Raw genomic sequence first — 15,700 nt, 5'->3', positions numbered from 1 at the left:
TATAGTCATTCAACAGATGGACGCGCCAAAGGCGCAGGAAAAGAAGCGTTTTGAAGAAATCCACCGCAGCACCTAAACCAGCCGTCGTTCCGCTTTGGCGCCAGCATTTGCACTACCGACTCAAGGAAGGTGCATTGATCGCCATCGGCGGCTTGTGCCTGTTCCTGATGATGGCCTTGTTGACTTACGGCAAGGACGATCCGGGCTGGAGCCATAACAGCAAGATCGACGATGTTCAGAACTTCGGCGGCCCGGTCGGCTCCTACAGCGCCGACATCCTGTTCATGGTGCTGGGTTACTTCGCTTATATCTTCCCGTTGTTGCTGGCGATCAAGGCGTGGCAGATCTTCCGTCAACGCCACGAGCCGTGGCAGTGGAGCGGCTGGCTGTTCTCCTGGCGCCTGATCGGTCTGGTGTTCCTGGTGCTGTCGGGCGCTGCGCTCGCGCACATCCATTTCCACGCCGCGACCGGTCTGCCGGCCGGTGCGGGCGGTGCGCTGGGTGAAAGCCTTGGCGACCTGGCCAGGAACGCGCTGAACATTCAGGGCAGCACGTTGCTGTTCATCGCCCTGTTCCTGTTCGGCCTGACGGTGTTCACCGACCTGTCGTGGTTCAAGGTGATGGACGTCACCGGCAAGATCACCCTCGACCTGTTCGAACTGTTCCAGGGCGCGGCCAATCGCTGGTGGGCCGCCCGTGTCGAACGCAAGCAACTGGTGGCACAGTTGCGTGAAGTCGACGATCGCGTGCATGACGTGGTCGCGCCGACCGTTACCGACAAGCGCGAGCAGGCCAAGGTCAAGGAACGCCTGATCGAGCGCGAGCAGGCCCTGAGCAAGCACATGTCGGACCGCGAGAAGCAGGTGCCGCCCGTGATTGCCCCTGCGCCGCCGAAACCCGCCGCGCCGAGCAAACGCGTGGAAAAAGAGAAACAGGCGCCGCTGTTCGTCGACAGTGCCGTCGAAGGCACCTTGCCGCCGATCTCGATTCTCGATCCCGCAGAAAAGAAACAACTCAATTACTCGCCTGAGTCCCTGGCCGCCGTCGGCCATTTGCTGGAAATCAAGCTCAAGGAATTCGGTGTCGAAGTCTCGGTGGATTCGATTCACCCGGGGCCGGTGATTACCCGTTACGAAATCCAGCCTGCGGCCGGGGTCAAGGTCAGCCGTATCGCCAACCTGGCGAAAGACCTCGCCCGTTCCCTGGCCGTGACCAGCGTGCGGGTGGTGGAAGTGATTCCGGGCAAGACCACCGTCGGTATCGAGATTCCGAACGAAGACCGGCAGATTGTGCGCTTCTCCGAAGTGCTGTCGACCCCTGAGTACGACAACTTCAAATCCCCGGTGACCCTGGCCCTGGGCCACGACATCGGCGGCAAGCCGGTCATCACCGACCTGGCGAAAATGCCGCACCTACTGGTGGCCGGTACGACCGGTTCCGGTAAATCGGTGGGTGTGAACGCGATGATCCTGTCGATCCTGTTCAAGTCCGGCCCGGAAGACGCCAAGCTGATCATGATCGACCCGAAAATGCTCGAGCTGTCGATCTACGAAGGCATTCCGCACCTGCTGTGCCCGGTCGTGACCGACATGAAGGACGCGGCCAACGCCCTGCGCTGGAGCGTGGCGGAGATGGAGCGTCGCTACAAACTGATGGCGAAGATGGGCGTGCGCAACCTGTCGGGCTTCAACGCCAAGGTCAAGGAAGCCCAGGACGCCGGAACGCCGCTGACCGATCCTTTGTACAAGCGCGAAAGCATTCACGACGAAGCGCCGCTGCTGACCAAACTGCCGACCATCGTTGTGGTCGTCGACGAGTTTGCCGACATGATGATGATCGTCGGCAAGAAGGTTGAAGAGCTCATTGCCCGTATCGCCCAGAAGGCCCGTGCAGCCGGTATCCACTTGATCCTCGCGACCCAGCGTCCGTCGGTTGACGTGATCACCGGTCTGATCAAGGCGAACATCCCGACGCGCATGGCGTTCCAGGTGTCGAGCAAAATCGACTCGCGGACCATCATCGACCAGGGCGGCGCCGAGCAACTGTTGGGCCACGGTGACATGCTCTACATGCCGCCAGGCACCAGTCTGCCGATTCGGGTTCACGGTGCGTTCGTGTCCGATGACGAGGTTCACCGGGTGGTTGAAGCCTGGAAACTGCGCGGTGCGCCGGAATACAACGACGAGATCCTGGCGGGTGTCGAAGAGGCCGGCAGCGGCTTTGAGAATGGCGGTGGCGGCGGTGATGACGATGCCGAAACCGATGCGCTGTACGACGAAGCGGTGCAGTTCGTGCTGGAAAGCCGTCGCGCGTCGATCTCCGCGGTTCAGCGCAAGCTGAAAATCGGCTACAACCGCGCCGCACGCATGATCGAAGCCATGGAAATGGCCGGGGTCGTGACATCCATGAACACCAACGGCTCGCGTGAAGTCCTGGCCCCTGGCCCGGTACGCGACTGATTTGATTTGAAAGGATGGCGCAGTAACGCGCCGCCCGAACTCCCACGAATGTTATGAGGACTCCCATGCGTCTTATCCGCATGCTGTTGCTGCCGGTTCTGGCTTTGACCACGCTCTCGGCCCACGCCGATGACAAGGACGTGGCGCGTCTGACCCAACTGTTGGAAAAATCCCAGACCCTGACCGCGCGTTTCTCGCAGCTGACCCTCGATGGCAGCGGCACGCAATTGCAGGAAACGGCCGGTGAAATGTCTCTGCAGCGCCCGGGCCTGTTTTACTGGCATACCGATGCGCCCGCCGAGCAGGTCGTGGTTTCCGACGGCAAGAAGGTGACACTGTGGGATCCGGACCTGGAGCAGGCCACCATCAAGACCCTCGACCTGCGCCTGAGCCAGACGCCGGCGTTGCTGCTGTCCGGTGATGTGTCCAAGATCAGCGAGAGCTTCGCCATCAGCGCCAAGGAAGCCGGCGGCGTGATCGACTTCACCTTGAAGCCGAAAACCAAGGACACCCTGTTCGACAGCCTGCGCCTGTCGTTCCGCAATGGCCTGGTCAATGACATGCAACTGATCGACAGCGTCGGTCAGCGCACCAACATCCTGTTTACCGGCGTGAAGGCCAACGAGCCGATCCCTGCGTCGAAATTCAAGTTCGACATTCCTAAAGGTGCGGACGTCATTCAAGAGTAAAACGCAGAGCCTGCGGGGTCAGCCTTTGTGGCGAGGGGATTTATCCCCGTTGGGCCGCGAAGCGGCCCCAGATCTGCCAGTGCGGTGTATCAGGAATACTGCATGCAATGATTTCGCGACTGCTGCGCAGCCGAACGGGGATAAATCCCCTCGCCACAGGTTTCCGGCAGGCTTGAGAGCGTTGTACTTAACCGAGGTTTTAAACGTACGTGATGGACCTGTTTCGCAGCGCCCCGATCTCCCAGCCCTTGGCCGCCCGTTTGCGCGCGGCCAATCTGGATGAGTACGTCGGTCAGGAACACGTGCTCGCTCGCGGCAAGCCATTGCGCGAAGCGCTCGAGCAGGGTGCCCTGCACTCGATGATTTTCTGGGGGCCGCCGGGCGTGGGTAAAACCACGCTGGCGCGGCTGCTCGCGGAAGTCTCGGATGCGCACTTCGAAACGGTCTCGGCAGTCCTGGCTGGTGTGAAGGAAATCCGCCAGGCGGTGGAAATCGCCAAGCAGCAAGCCGGACAGTATGGCAAGCGCACCATCCTGTTCGTCGATGAAGTGCATCGTTTCAACAAGTCGCAGCAGGATGCGTTTCTGCCGTACGTTGAAGACGGCACGCTGATTTTCATCGGCGCGACCACGGAAAACCCCTCATTCGAGCTCAACAATGCGTTGCTCTCCCGAGCCCGCGTCTATGTGCTCAAAAGCCTCGACGATGCAGCCCTGCGCAAGCTGGTGCACCGCGCGCTGACCGAAGAGCGTGGCCTGGGCAAACGGCAACTGACCCTCAGCGATGAAGGTTTCCAGATGCTGTTGTCTGCCGCCGATGGTGATGGCCGGCGCCTGCTCAATCTGTTGGAAAACGCCTCGGATCTCGCCGAAGACAACAGTGAAATCGGCGTCGATCTGCTGCAAAGTCTGCTCGGCGACACCCGTCGGCGGTTCGACAAGGGCGGCGAAGCGTTCTACGACCAGATTTCCGCGCTGCATAAATCGGTACGCGGCTCCAATCCCGATGGCGCGTTGTACTGGTTCGCGCGGATGATCGACGGCGGTTGTGATCCGCTGTACCTCGCCCGGCGCGTGGTGCGCATGGCCAGCGAAGACATCGGCAATGCCGACCCCCGCGCCCTGAGCCTGTGCCTGGCGGCGTGGGAAGTGCAGGAGCGCCTCGGCAGTCCGGAAGGTGAACTGGCGGTGGCCCAGGCCATCACTTACCTGGCTTGCGCGCCGAAAAGCAACGCGGTGTACATGGGCTTCAAGGCGGCCATGCGCAGCGCCACCGAACATGGCTCGCTCGAAGTGCCGTTGCACCTGCGCAACGCGCCGACCAAGCTGATGAAGCAACTCGGTTACGGCGATGAATATCGATATGCCCACGATGAACCGGACGCCTACGCTGCCGGCGAAGATTACTTCCCCGAAGAGCTTGAACCACAACCGTTCTATCAGCCAGTGCCCCGTGGCCTGGAGCTGAAGATCGGCGAAAAGCTCAATCACCTTGCGCAACTGGACCGTCTCAGCCCCCGGCAAAGGAGAAAATAGTGCTTCCATTGATCGTTGCGGTTTCCGTCGGCGGTGTCGCCGGCACACTGTTGCGCTTTGCCGCCGGTAATTGGGTCAACGCTAATTGGCCGCGGCACTTCTATACCGCGACGCTGGCCGTTAATATCGTCGGCTGTTTGCTGATCGGCGTTCTATACGGTCTGTTTCTGATTCGCCCGGAAGTGCCTTTCGAAGTGCGCGCCGGGCTGATTGTCGGTTTCCTCGGGGGCCTGACGACTTTTTCATCCTTTTCACTGGATACGGTGCGCCTGCTGGAAAGCGGGCAAGTGCCACTGGCCCTGGGCTATGCTGCCATCAGCGTATTCGGCGGGCTGCTCGCCACCTGGGCTGGCCTGTCCTTGACCAAACTTTGATAACGAGAGACCGACATGCTCGATTCCAAACTGTTACGTAGCAACCTTCAGGACGTAGCGGACCGCCTGGCTTCCCGTGGCTATACGCTGGATGTTGCGCGCATCGAAGCGCTGGAAGAACAGCGCAAGACCGTCCAGACCCGCACCGAAGCACTGCAGGCTGAACGTAATGCGCGCTCCAAATCCATCGGTCAGGCCAAGCAGCGCGGCGAAGACATCGCGCCGTTGATGGCGGACGTCGAGCGCATGGCGAATGAATTGAGCGCCGGTAAAGTCGAGCTGGACGGGATCCAGACCGAACTGGATTCGATCCTGCTCGGCATTCCTAACCTGCCGCACGAGTCCGTGCCGATCGGTGATGACGAAGACGGCAACGTCGAAGTGCGCCGCTGGGGCACCCCGACCGCATTCGATTTCCCGGTCCTGGACCACGTCGCTCTGGGCGAGAAGTTCGGCTGGCTGGACTTTGAAACCGCCGCCAAGCTGTCCGGCGCGCGTTTCGCCTTGCTGCGTGGCCCGATCGCCCGTCTGCACCGCGCCCTGGCGCAGTTCATGATCAACCTGCACACCAGCGAACACGGTTACGAAGAGGCTTACACGCCTTATCTGGTCCAGGCGCCGGCGCTGCAAGGCACTGGCCAGTTGCCGAAATTCGAAGAAGACCTGTTCAAGATCGCTCGTGAAGGCGAGGCCGATCTGTACCTGATCCCGACCGCCGAAGTGTCGCTGACCAACATCGTGGCCGGCGAGATCGTCGATTCGAAGCTGCTGCCGATCAAGTTTGTCGCCCACACCCCGTGCTTCCGTAGCGAAGCCGGCGCATCGGGTCGCGATACCCGCGGCATGATTCGTCAGCACCAGTTCGACAAGGTCGAGATGGTGCAGATCGTCGAGCCTTCGACATCGATGGAAGCGCTGGAAGGCCTGACTGCCAACGCCGAGAAAGTCCTGCAACTGCTGGAGCTGCCTTATCGCACCCTGGCGCTGTGCACCGGCGACATGGGCTTCAGCGCGGTCAAGACCTACGACCTGGAAGTGTGGATTCCGAGCCAGGACAAATACCGCGAGATTTCGTCGTGCTCCAACTGCGGCGATTTCCAGGCCCGTCGTATGCAAGCGCGTTTCCGCAACCCGGAAACCGGCAAGCCTGAACTGGTTCACACCCTGAACGGTTCCGGTCTGGCAGTCGGTCGTACGCTGGTGGCGGTGCTGGAAAACTACCAGCAGGCCGACGGCTCGATCCGTGTGCCTGAAGTGCTGAAACCGTACATGGGTGGCCTCGAGGTCATCGGCTAAATGGACTATCTGCCGCTGTTTCACAACCTTCGCGGCAGTCGTGTGTTGGTCGTCGGCGGGGGGGAGATTGCCTTGCGCAAATCCCGCCTGCTGGCCGATGCCGGTGCGCTGCTGCGGGTGGTCGCACCTGAAATCGAACCGCAACTGCGTGAACTGGTGACCGGCAGCGGTGGCGAGTGCTTGCTGCGCGGTTACGTCGAGGCGGATCTGGACGGTTGCGGGCTGATCATTGCCGCCACCGATGACGAACCGCTGAACGCGCAAGTCTCTGCCGATGCTCACCGGCGCTGCGTGCCGGTCAACGTGGTGGATGCGCCGGCCTTGTGCAGCGTGATTTTTCCGGCGATTGTCGACCGGTCGCCGCTGATTGTTGCCATCTCCAGCGGCGGCGATGCGCCGGTACTGGCGCGGCTGATCCGGGCGAAAATCGAAACCTGGATTCCTTCCACCTACGGGCAATTGGCCGGTCTGGCCGCGCGTTTCCGCAACCAGGTCAAAGGCCTGCTTCCGGATGTGCAGCAGCGTCGGGCGTTCTGGGAAGATGTGTTTCAGGGCCCGATCGCCGATCGGCAACTGGCCGGGCAGGGCGCTGAAGCCGAGCGTTTGCTGCTGGCGAAAATCGCTGGCGAGCCGCCGACAAAAACCGGTGAGGTGTATCTGGTCGGTGCAGGGCCGGGTGATCCCGATCTGCTGACCTTCCGCGCCTTGCGCCTGATGCAGCAAGCCGATGTGGTGCTGTATGACCGATTGGTGGCGCCGGCGATTCTCGATTTGTGCCGTCGCGATGCCGAGCGGGTGTACGTCGGCAAGCGTCGCGCCGATCACGCGGTGCCTCAGGATCAGATCAACCAGCAATTGGTGGACCTGGCCAAGCAGGGCAAGCGCGTCGTGCGGCTGAAGGGCGGTGATCCGTTCATCTTTGGCCGTGGCGGTGAAGAGATCGAAGAGCTGGCGGCCCATGGCATTCCGTTCCAGGTCGTGCCGGGGATCACCGCGGCCAGCGGTTGCGCGGCATATGCCGGGATTCCGTTGACCCACCGCGATTACGCACAGTCGGTGCGATTCGTCACCGGGCACCTGAAGGACGGCTCCACCGATTTGCCATGGGCCGATCTGGTCGCACCGGCGCAAACCCTGGTGTTTTACATGGGGCTGGTGGGCTTGCCGATCATCTGCGAGCAGTTGATCAAGCATGGTCGCGGGGCGGATACCCCGGCGGCGTTGATCCAGCAGGGCACCACGGTCAATCAGCGGGTGTTTACCGGCACCCTGGCCGATCTTCCACGGCTGGTGGCGGAGCATGAAGTGCATGCACCGACGCTGGTGATTGTTGGGGAAGTGGTGCAGCTGCGCGAGAAACTGGCGTGGTTTGAAGGGGCTCAGGCGCAGGTCTGAACACCGGGTCGGTCGCATCGCCAGCAGGCTAGCTCCCACAGGGGATTTGTGAGCGACACAGATCCAGTGTGGGAGCTAGCCTGCTAGCGATTAGGGGCCTCTAAAATTGCACAAACCTCAGGCCCTGCGCCAAACCCCTTTCCCGCTCAACCGTGCCCGATCATGGGCCGCGCTGAAATCCTGCTCCGGCCCTTTCGGCACGATACCTGTCGGGTTGATGGTCTTGTGGCTGCCGTAGTAGTGGTTCTTGATGTGGGTAAAATCCACCGTCTCGGCAATCCCCGGCCACTGATAAATCTCGCGCAGCCAATTCGACAGGTTTGGATAATCGGCAATCCGCCGCAGGTTGCACTTGAAATGTCCGTAGTACACCGCATCAAAGCGAATCAGCGTGGTGAACAGCCGAATGTCCGCTTCGGTCAGGTATTCGCCTACCAGATAACGATTAGCGCCTAACAACGCTTCCAGCCGATCCAGCTCGGCAAACACCTCAGCGAACGCTTCTTCATAAGCCTTTTGCGATGTGGCAAACCCGGCGCGGTACACACCGTTGTTCACCGCCGGATAAATCCGTTCGTTCATTGCATCGATCTCGCCCCGCAGCGGCGCCGGGTAAAAGTTCAGGTCATTGCCGGTCAACTCATCGAACGCGCCATTGAACATGCGGATAATCTCCGCCGACTCGTTGTTGACGATGCGATTCTGCTGTTTGTCCCAGAGCACCGGCACGGTGACGCGCCCGGTATAGTCGGCGGTATCGGCGGTGTAACGTTGGTGCATGAAGTCGAGGTGATCGAGCTTGTCGCCAGTCGAGCCAAAATGCTGGTCGAAGGTCCAGCCGTTTTCCAGCATCAGCCAGCTGACCACGGACACGTCGATCAGGCTTTCGAGGCCTTTGAGTTTGCGCAGGATCAACGTGCGATGGGCCCACGGACAGGCGAGGGACACGTACAAGTGATAACGACCCGCTTCTGCCGCAAAGCCACCGACACCGGTCGGGCCGGGTTTGCCGTCGGCGGTCAGCCAGTTGCGCCGCTGCGCCTGTTCACGCTGGAATGCGCCGTCCTTGCTGCTTTCGTACCACTGGTCACGCCAGCGACCTTCAACTAACAAACCCATGTTCAAGACTCCTCAACCGATAAGCGTTGGAGAGGAGTCTATTCGGATAGGTTCGATAAAAAAGCGCAAAGGTTGGAGGGTTATGATCGGTTAAATCGATCTGTCCCGAGCGTCCCAATACTGCTGGGCGGTTTCGAAGGCTTGCTCGCGCGTGTGGCCGAGGCCGCGCAAGGCGAGGGCCATGGTCGCGATCAGCGCCATTTGCGGGTAGCTGTCGACCACGTCGCCACGCCATACGGCTTTCAAATGTCCGCGGTCGAGCGAGGCGGGTTTGACGTGGCGCTGGCTCGACAGCTGTGGCCATTCTTCATCCCAGCTCTCGCCGCCGGTGGTGCCGTACAAGTGGCTATCGGCGTCAGGGTTGATCTCGATCTCGCCGCCATCGCCCTTGACCACGATCGCCGTGTCGCCGAGCAAGCCGCTGGCATCACGGTGCACCGCCTGATAGCCGGGGTGGAAAATGCTTTGCAGGCCACATCGAGCGCGCAACGGATTGAGAATGCGCGCCAGGGAATGGATCGGCGAACGCAGGCCGAGGGTGTTGCGCAGGTCGATCATGCGTTGCAGTTGCGGTGCCCAATCCACCAGCGGCATGAACGCCAGGCCGCCGTTATCGAGCGCCGAGCCGACCTGTTGCCAGTCGCGGCACAGCGGGATCTTCAGCTCGTCCAGCAATTGCTCGCTGTACAGCCGCCCGGCGGTGTGCGCGCCACCGCCGTGCATGAAAATCCGCACGCCGTTCTGCGCCAGGCACTTGGCCGCCAGCAGATACCACGGCAGATGACGCTTCTTGCCGGCGTAGGTCGGCCAGTCCAGATCGACATTCAATGCCGGTGCCTGCAAACGATCACGCAAGGCTTCGGTGAACCCGGCCATTTCCTCGGCACTTTCTTCCTTGTGCCGCAACAGCATCAGAAATGCACCGAGCTGAGTGTCTTCGACCTTGTCGTCGAGCACCATGCCCATGGCTTCGCGTGCTTCCTCTCGGGTCAGGTCGCGGGCGCCGCGCTTGCCTTTGCCGAGGATCCGCACGAACTGGGCGAAGGGGTGTTCGGCGGGCGTTTCGAGGGTCAGCGCTGGGTAGTCGGTCATAAGCAATTCGTCGGTTTGGGCAGGCCCGCCAGTTTCGCGGCGAGTTTGGCAGGGGTGCCTTTGAACAGTCGGTTCAGGTGCAGGCTGTTGCCTTTTTCCGGGCCGAGCTTCAACGCGGTGTATTTGATCAGCGGACGCGTCGCCGGGGACAGCTGGAATTCGGCGTAGAAGCTGCGCAGCAGTTCGAGGATTTCCCAATGGTCAGGGCTCAACTCGATGTCTTCGGCGGCGGCGAGGGCACTGGCTACTTCAGCGGACCAGTCGCTCAATTCAACCAGGAATCCATCCTTGTCCAGCTCGATGGCGCGGGCGCCGACGGTCAGTGAATTCATAGCCAACTGTTGACCTTGTCGTAGTGAATCGACAGTTCGACGAAAGCTGGATAGTCGATGGCCTTGGCGGTGTCAGGAATGTCCAGCGCGCGCGCCCGGGCATCTTCGGCCAGCACGAACAGCGTCGGGTGGCGAGCGTTCAGCGCGTCGCAGGGTACGGTGCCCGGCTGCAACGCGTACACCGCGTCGCCGGTCAGCAGCAGCGCATCGTTTGCACCGATCACGCGCAGGCAACTGGTCAGGCGATCGTCGCCGAACGGGGAATGAGACAACACATGCAAAGTCGACATCAGAGGGTGATCACCTGGTCGTAACGGTCAATGAGGGCGGTGATGTCGTGGGCGCTCAGCACCTGGGCTTCTTCGAGAGCCAGACCGGTCGGGTCCAGACCGCGTTCAGCGGCGCTGTCGCCACAGACGAAGAGGTCTTCGACGCCGAACATTGGCAACGCCTGCAGGTTGGCGCTCAGGTCTTTCTGTTGCAGGGCCCTGGCGTCCTGTTTCGCGGCGAGCTGGAACACGCCGTCATCGAGAAACAGCAGGCCGATCGGCAGGTCGAACGCGCCGCCGGCCAGCACGATGTCCAGCGCTTCCCGCGCGCTCGGCCCGGACCACGGTGCCTGACGACTGATGATCAGCAGGGATTTAGGCATGTCACGCACCTCCGAAGCAGATCAGGCGGTCGGCATCCTGCACCGCGTCATGCAACTGGCCGAGCCCGGACAACTCCCACGGTGCGCCGACGGCAATGGCCTCGCGCTGATAGCGCCCGGCTTCTTCTTCGTTCAACACGCCACGGCGCAGGGCGGCGGCGATGCAGACCACGCCGTCCAGCTGGTGCTCGGTGACAAAGGCGCGCCATTGCTTGGGCAAATCCAGCTCATCCTGCGGCGTGACCACGCTGCTGGAAGCGTTGTACACACCGTCCTGATAGAAAAACAGCCGGACAATTTCATGCCCACCGGCCAGCGCAGCCTGGGCGAACAGCAAGGCGCGGCGCGAGGAGGGCGCATGGGCGGCGGAAAACAGCGCGATGGCGAACTTCATGACGGACTCGATCAGCAAAACTGCGGCCATGATAAAGCTTTATCGCGGGTGCGGCTAAATCGATGTTGTCTATGCGGGCCTCGTCGCGGGCAAGCCCGCGATGAGGCCCGAACAGTCGATACAGGGTCAACGCGGCATATACCCCAACTGCCAGCGCCGCGGAACCTTCAACGACAGCGCCCCCAGCGCACCCGCCAGCAATCCGCTGACAAACAGCGCCTGGAGCCCGAGATGCTGTTCCAGCACGGCACCGAGCACTGCGCCGGCAAACATGCCGGTCCAGGGGATCAGTTGCACCCGCCATCCGTTGCGCCGTTCGCCGAGCATCCAGCGTCCCAGGCCGCGACCGAAGCGCGACAAGGCGCCGGTGACATAGGTCAGCCCCACCGGCAGACCGTTCACTTCTTCGACGGCCGCATTGAGCATGCCCATGGCGATGATCGCTGCCAGCAGCGCCGGCAGTTGTTCGTCATAGGGCCAGGCCGCGGCCGCACACAACAGCATGGCGATGCACAGCAATAACGGCAGCGCCCGACGCCCGCCCAGACGACTGACCACAATGCCCAAGGCATTACCGAGGATGAACGTCGCCACGAGCAGCAGCAGGCGCAACGTCAGGCCCATGTCGCCGTCGCTGATCGCCACGGCCAGGCGAGTGGTGTTGCCGCTCATGAAGGAGACGAAGTCGCCGCTGGCCATGAAGCCGATGGCGTCGGTCATGCCGGCGAGTACGGAGAGTGCGGCGACCAGCGACAGGCCGATACGCCCGCGCCATTTCTGGGTGTGCAGGTGCCCCGGACTGGCGCGGGTTGTGGAGGACGAAGGCAGCATCGGTGGCGGGATCCTTGATCGGTGACGGTTACGGATTCAATCCATATAACTCGCAATAGTCCCGCCAGTCCATCCCTGCCATTTCCGCTACTTCCTTGTGCACTTCCATGCGTTGGGCCTGATAATCCTCGGCCGTCGCGGCCGTCAGTTGCAGCGTCAGCTCCCAGGCGAACAAGCCCAGGCGCTCGGCCTCGGCTTCGAACGCTTCATGCAAGCGTTCGTCGCGAAATTGCGCCGCTGTTTCACCCTTGGCCTGGGCCAGCAGCGGGTTGAGGTTGTCGAGTTCGTGGCGCAGCTCGGGGCGCTCATCGAGAAACTTCCTCAGCGCCTGCTCGTGTTGCTGTTCGGTTGCCGCCATGGTCGCTCCTTGAGAATGGGTTACGAAGACTGCTTCTTGCTGGCCTTGGCCGCAGTGGCCAGGCATTCGAGGGCCCACTGCTCGGGGTAGGTCATCTGGATCGGCGTGGTTTCGCCCTTCACGGTGCGTTCGCCATCGAGGATGTAACGGATCCGCTTGTCGGTGACGCCGATTCGCTTGGCGATCCAGGAAGGCGTCTGACCGATCTGGCTGATCAGCTTGTCGGCGTATTCAGCGGTCGGTTTGTAAAACTCGGCGTTGGGTGTCATGGACGTTCCAGAAAAAATAGGCCCGGAAATAGGGGCGATACGGCGTTTGGCGCGACAGGGTGCGCGAATCGTTGCGCGGTGTCGCGGTATAAATGAAGTAAAGCAGAACGATACGCCTGCCCACGGTGATACAGTCCGCTTTTTCTTGATGAGCACATGCAATGCGAATTCTGATGGTGGCGCTGGCCGCAACGTTGCTGGCGGGATGTGCCGGTTCGGCAATGAACGATGCCCGCACCGGAGCCCCGTACAAAACCCTGACGTCGGACAAGCCGGAAAAGGTCGTTGCCCAGTGCGTGCAGTTTTCCTGGCAGGACGAGGCGGTGTTCGGCGTCGATGCGGGCGCGTACCTGCAGCCGGGCAAGAAGGGCGGGTCGACTGTTTACACGCGTTCGGCGGAATCCTTTGTGGACATCATCGCGGATGCCTCGGGTACGACGTTGAGTTATTACGCCCGGCATGACGATTTTGTCGCCAAGCGCCGGTTGGCGGCACTGGCGACTTGCCTCTGATTTACTGAACACCGCAATACCCTTTGTAGGAGCCAGCAAACCGGCTCCTACAGGTTAGGCGTTGTTAATCAGGCGCTTCTGAAAGAAGAACCGCTTGTGCCCCGGCGGGTAATCAGCGATCTGGCCCAACTCGCTATACCCGAGCTTCTTGTAAAACTCCGGCGCCTGAAAATCGAAGGTGTCCAGCCAGATCCCCACGCACTCCTTCTCCCGCGCCAGGTCTTCGGCCATCTGCATCAGCCTGGAGCCTATGCCTTGTCCCCGGCCCTGTTCTGGCACCGAGAGCAATTCGATAAACAACCACTGATAGAAAAACCGGCCATACAGTCCGCCCAGGGTTTCACCCTGGTCATCGCGAACCATCAAGGCCAGCGGTTGCGCCTTGCCGTCACCCGCTTGCGCGACGTTGTAGGCGCGCAACGGTGCAAGGATCGCCTCGCGATCTTCCGGTGTCGGGTTTTGCAACAGTTCGATGCTTAATGTCATTGGCTACATCCTTATGGCAGTGAGGCACGAGCGTATCCGGGTCGCGACGTTTGTTCTATCCCCCCGACGAACAGAGGAACCGTCGCCAGCGCGCAGATGTCTAGCCTTTACAGCGTCATTCCAGAACGCAACCGATGAGGGCCACCTGCCTTGAACATTTTTGAAGCCTTGCGCGAAAGCCATGACCGCCAACGCACCTACGCCGATGCACTGATCAAGACCAGCGGCGATACCCCGGAACGCGTCGAAGCGTACAAACAGCTCAAGTCCGAACTCCAGGCCCATGAAACCGCTGAAGAGCGGCATTTCTATATGCCGTTGATGGAATTCGACAACGGTGTCGACCTCAGCCGCCATGCGATTTCCGAACACCACGAGATGGACGAAATGATGGAAGAGCTCGACGAGACCGAGATGTCGAGCCCTGCCTGGCTGGCGACCGCGAAGAAACTCTCCGAGAAGGTCCATCACCACTTGAAAGAGGAAGAGCAGAAGTTCTTCCAGATGGCCGGCAAGTTGCTCGACGACAAGCAGAAGGAAACGCTCGCCGGGCAATATGAGAGGGAATACAAGGCTCAACTGTCATGAAGGTCTTTTCGTCTAAGATGGGCGTCTTCTGACGATTTAAGGACGCCTTGTCATGCCGAACACAGCCGAACGGGTCAACATCATCGAGTCCCAGGTGCTGTCCCACGACTGGTATTTGCTGAAGAAAATCACCTTTGATTACCAGCGCAACAATGGCGAATGGCAGCGCCAGACCCGCGAGGTCTACGACCGTGGCAATGGCGCGGCGATTCTGCTGTTCAACCGAGAGAAAAAAACCGTCGTACTGACCCGGCAGTTCCGCTTGCCGGTGTTCGTCAACGGTCACGACGGTTTGCTGATCGAAGTGGCGGCGGGGTTGCTTGAAGGTGCCACGCCGGAAGCGCGCATACGCGATGAAGCGGAAGAGGAAACCGGATACCGCGTGCACCATGTGCAGAAGGTCTTTGAGGCCTACATGAGCCCGGGCTCGGTGACTGAAAAACTGCACTTCTTCATCGCCGAATACGACGCTTCATCGAAAGTCGGCGAGGGTGGCGGGCTGGAGGAAGAGACCGAAGAGCTGGAAGTGCTGGAGTGGTCGTTCGAGGCGGCGCTCGAGGCGTTTTATCGTGGCGAAATCTGCGATGCGAAGACCATCATGCTGTTGCAGCATGCGGCGATGAAAAACATCTTCTCGGCGTGAGTCATCCTCCCTGTGGCGAGCTCGCTGGCGCCGGGCTGCGAGCGGTCCCAAAATCTTCAGCCTTATCCAGGATTTTGCCAGTGCTGCGCACTGGAGCGGGAGCAAGCTCCCTCGCCACAAAGGAGCGGGCGTTAATTCGAAAACAAATCGCCCATCCTGTTGGCGCCCGACCATTCGCATCCCTCCAGCGTCAGCAACAATTCCTTCGCCTCAAGCCCACCCGCAAACCCCGTCAGTTTCCCCGAGGCGCCAATCACCCGATGACACGGCGCAACAATCGAGATCGGGTTCTTGCCATTCGCCGCACCCACCGCGCGAACCGCGCTCGGGTTGCCGATCTGCTCGGCAATCTGGCTATAGCTGCGCGTTTCGCCGAAGGGAATGGTCAACAGCGCTTGCCACACCTTCTTTTGAAAATCAGTCCCGGTGAAATCCAGTTCCAGGTCGAAGCGATTTCGTGTGCCGGCAAAGTATTCCGTCAACTGCTGCCGGGCGCGAACCAGGATCGGGTTGTCCGGAGCTTCGCTGAGCGGGCCAAGCCGCACACGGTTCGGTTTGTCGTTTTCCCAGAGGATGGCCGCGAGTCTTGCACCGTTCGCGACCAGCTTCAATTCGCCGACCGGAGAGGCCAGGGTGGTGAAGGTAAACGTCATGCCGGCGAACTCCAAAACGGGTG

The 15,700-nt window shown here is 61.0% G+C and carries 20 protein-coding genes; 9 read left to right on the top strand and 11 right to left on the bottom strand.

What is annotated here, in order from left to right:
* Positions 1 to 50: 50 nt before the first annotated feature.
* The 6 genes from B723_RS25735 to cysG all read left to right on the top strand — a co-directional run bounded on the left by B723_RS25735 (position 51) and on the right by cysG (position 7,748).
* Positions 51 to 2,459, top strand: a complete 2,409-nt coding sequence (locus B723_RS25735; RefSeq protein ID WP_017339588.1) for a DNA translocase FtsK — start codon at positions 51 to 53, stop codon at positions 2,457 to 2,459.
* Positions 2,460 to 2,524: 65 nt separating this feature from the next.
* On the top strand, positions 2,525 to 3,148 hold the full coding sequence (gene lolA, locus B723_RS25730; RefSeq protein ID WP_017339587.1) for an outer membrane lipoprotein chaperone LolA: 624 nt from the start codon (positions 2,525 to 2,527) through the stop codon (positions 3,146 to 3,148).
* Between the two features lie 212 nt (positions 3,149 to 3,360).
* The gene (locus B723_RS25725; protein WP_017339586.1) at positions 3,361 to 4,683 is read left to right on the top strand and encodes a replication-associated recombination protein A; all 1,323 of its coding nucleotides are present in this window, start codon (positions 3,361 to 3,363) and stop codon (positions 4,681 to 4,683) included.
* Positions 4,683 to 5,057 (top strand): fluoride efflux transporter CrcB, encoded by a 375-nt coding sequence (gene crcB, locus B723_RS25720; protein ID WP_017339585.1) that lies wholly within the window; start codon positions 4,683 to 4,685, stop codon positions 5,055 to 5,057. The genes B723_RS25725 and crcB overlap by 1 nt, the downstream gene beginning before the upstream one ends.
* 15 nt (positions 5,058 to 5,072) lie before the next feature.
* Positions 5,073 to 6,353: a serine--tRNA ligase gene (serS, locus tag B723_RS25715; RefSeq protein WP_017339584.1), complete on the top strand. Its 1,281-nt coding sequence runs from the start codon at positions 5,073 to 5,075 to the stop codon at positions 6,351 to 6,353.
* The gene (cysG, locus tag B723_RS25710; protein WP_017339583.1) at positions 6,354 to 7,748 is read left to right on the top strand and encodes a siroheme synthase CysG; all 1,395 of its coding nucleotides are present in this window, start codon (positions 6,354 to 6,356) and stop codon (positions 7,746 to 7,748) included.
* 117 nt (positions 7,749 to 7,865) lie between these two features.
* Here the strand turns inward: cysG and B723_RS25705 are convergent, their stop codons facing one another.
* From B723_RS25705 to B723_RS25665, 9 genes are all read right to left on the bottom strand, one after another.
* Positions 7,866 to 8,867 (bottom strand): glutathione S-transferase family protein, encoded by a 1,002-nt coding sequence (locus tag B723_RS25705; protein ID WP_017339582.1) that lies wholly within the window; start codon positions 8,865 to 8,867, stop codon positions 7,866 to 7,868.
* Between the two features lie 90 nt (positions 8,868 to 8,957).
* The gene (locus tag B723_RS25700) at positions 8,958 to 9,959 is read right to left on the bottom strand and encodes a glycosyl transferase family protein (RefSeq protein WP_017339581.1); all 1,002 of its coding nucleotides are present in this window, start codon (positions 9,957 to 9,959) and stop codon (positions 8,958 to 8,960) included.
* A complete protein-coding gene (locus B723_RS25695; protein WP_017339580.1) occupies positions 9,956 to 10,291 on the bottom strand; it encodes a TusE/DsrC/DsvC family sulfur relay protein in 336 nt (111 codons plus the stop codon). The genes B723_RS25700 and B723_RS25695 overlap by 4 nt, the downstream gene beginning before the upstream one ends.
* On the bottom strand, positions 10,288 to 10,581 hold the full coding sequence (gene tusB / locus B723_RS25690; RefSeq protein WP_017339579.1) for a sulfurtransferase complex subunit TusB: 294 nt from the start codon (positions 10,579 to 10,581) through the stop codon (positions 10,288 to 10,290). Before tusB ends, B723_RS25695 begins: the two co-directional genes overlap by 4 nt.
* Entirely contained in the window at positions 10,581 to 10,943 is a 363-nt protein-coding gene (gene tusC / locus B723_RS25685; protein ID WP_017339578.1) for a sulfurtransferase complex subunit TusC, read from the bottom strand. Before tusC ends, tusB begins: the two co-directional genes overlap by 1 nt.
* A 1-nt stretch (position 10,944) precedes the next feature.
* Entirely contained in the window at positions 10,945 to 11,337 is a 393-nt protein-coding gene (tusD, locus tag B723_RS25680) for a sulfurtransferase complex subunit TusD (protein ID WP_031319020.1), read from the bottom strand.
* 126 nt (positions 11,338 to 11,463) lie between these two features.
* Positions 11,464 to 12,168, bottom strand: a complete 705-nt coding sequence (locus tag B723_RS25675; protein WP_017339576.1) for a YoaK family protein — start codon at positions 12,166 to 12,168, stop codon at positions 11,464 to 11,466.
* A 28-nt stretch (positions 12,169 to 12,196) separates the two neighbouring features.
* Positions 12,197 to 12,526: a DUF6388 family protein gene (locus tag B723_RS25670; protein WP_017339575.1), complete on the bottom strand. Its 330-nt coding sequence runs from the start codon at positions 12,524 to 12,526 to the stop codon at positions 12,197 to 12,199.
* Positions 12,527 to 12,546: 20 nt separating this feature from the next.
* Positions 12,547 to 12,795: a hypothetical protein gene (locus B723_RS25665; RefSeq protein WP_017339574.1), complete on the bottom strand. Its 249-nt coding sequence runs from the start codon at positions 12,793 to 12,795 to the stop codon at positions 12,547 to 12,549.
* Between the two features lie 161 nt (positions 12,796 to 12,956).
* Between B723_RS25665 and B723_RS25660 the strand changes: the two genes are divergently transcribed.
* Positions 12,957 to 13,307 (top strand): hypothetical protein, encoded by a 351-nt coding sequence (locus B723_RS25660; protein WP_017339573.1) that lies wholly within the window; start codon positions 12,957 to 12,959, stop codon positions 13,305 to 13,307.
* A 54-nt stretch (positions 13,308 to 13,361) separates the two neighbouring features.
* On the opposite strand, the gene B723_RS25655 is transcribed toward B723_RS25660, so the two are convergent.
* Positions 13,362 to 13,793, bottom strand: a complete 432-nt coding sequence (locus B723_RS25655) for a GNAT family N-acetyltransferase (protein ID WP_017339572.1) — start codon at positions 13,791 to 13,793, stop codon at positions 13,362 to 13,364.
* A 150-nt stretch (positions 13,794 to 13,943) separates the two neighbouring features.
* Between B723_RS25655 and B723_RS25650 the strand changes: the two genes are divergently transcribed.
* Together B723_RS25650 and B723_RS25645 are read left to right on the top strand one after the other, a co-directional pair.
* Complete coding sequence (locus B723_RS25650; protein WP_017339571.1) at positions 13,944 to 14,381, top strand: hemerythrin domain-containing protein; 438 nt, start codon at positions 13,944 to 13,946, stop codon at positions 14,379 to 14,381.
* A 52-nt stretch (positions 14,382 to 14,433) separates the two neighbouring features.
* Complete coding sequence (locus tag B723_RS25645; protein ID WP_017339570.1) at positions 14,434 to 15,024, top strand: NUDIX domain-containing protein; 591 nt, start codon at positions 14,434 to 14,436, stop codon at positions 15,022 to 15,024.
* A gap of 131 nt (positions 15,025 to 15,155) precedes the next feature.
* Here the strand turns inward: B723_RS25645 and B723_RS25640 are convergent, their stop codons facing one another.
* Positions 15,156 to 15,677, bottom strand: a complete 522-nt coding sequence (locus tag B723_RS25640; protein WP_017339569.1) for a methylated-DNA--[protein]-cysteine S-methyltransferase — start codon at positions 15,675 to 15,677, stop codon at positions 15,156 to 15,158.
* Positions 15,678 to 15,700 lie beyond the last annotated feature (23 nt).

This window comes from Pseudomonas fluorescens NCIMB 11764 (genome assembly GCF_000293885.2).
GTDB classification, from domain to species: domain Bacteria; phylum Pseudomonadota; class Gammaproteobacteria; order Pseudomonadales; family Pseudomonadaceae; genus Aquipseudomonas; species Aquipseudomonas fluorescens_B.
Note: the sequence above shows the minus strand (reverse complement) of the source record. Positions and strands in the feature narration are given on the sequence as shown.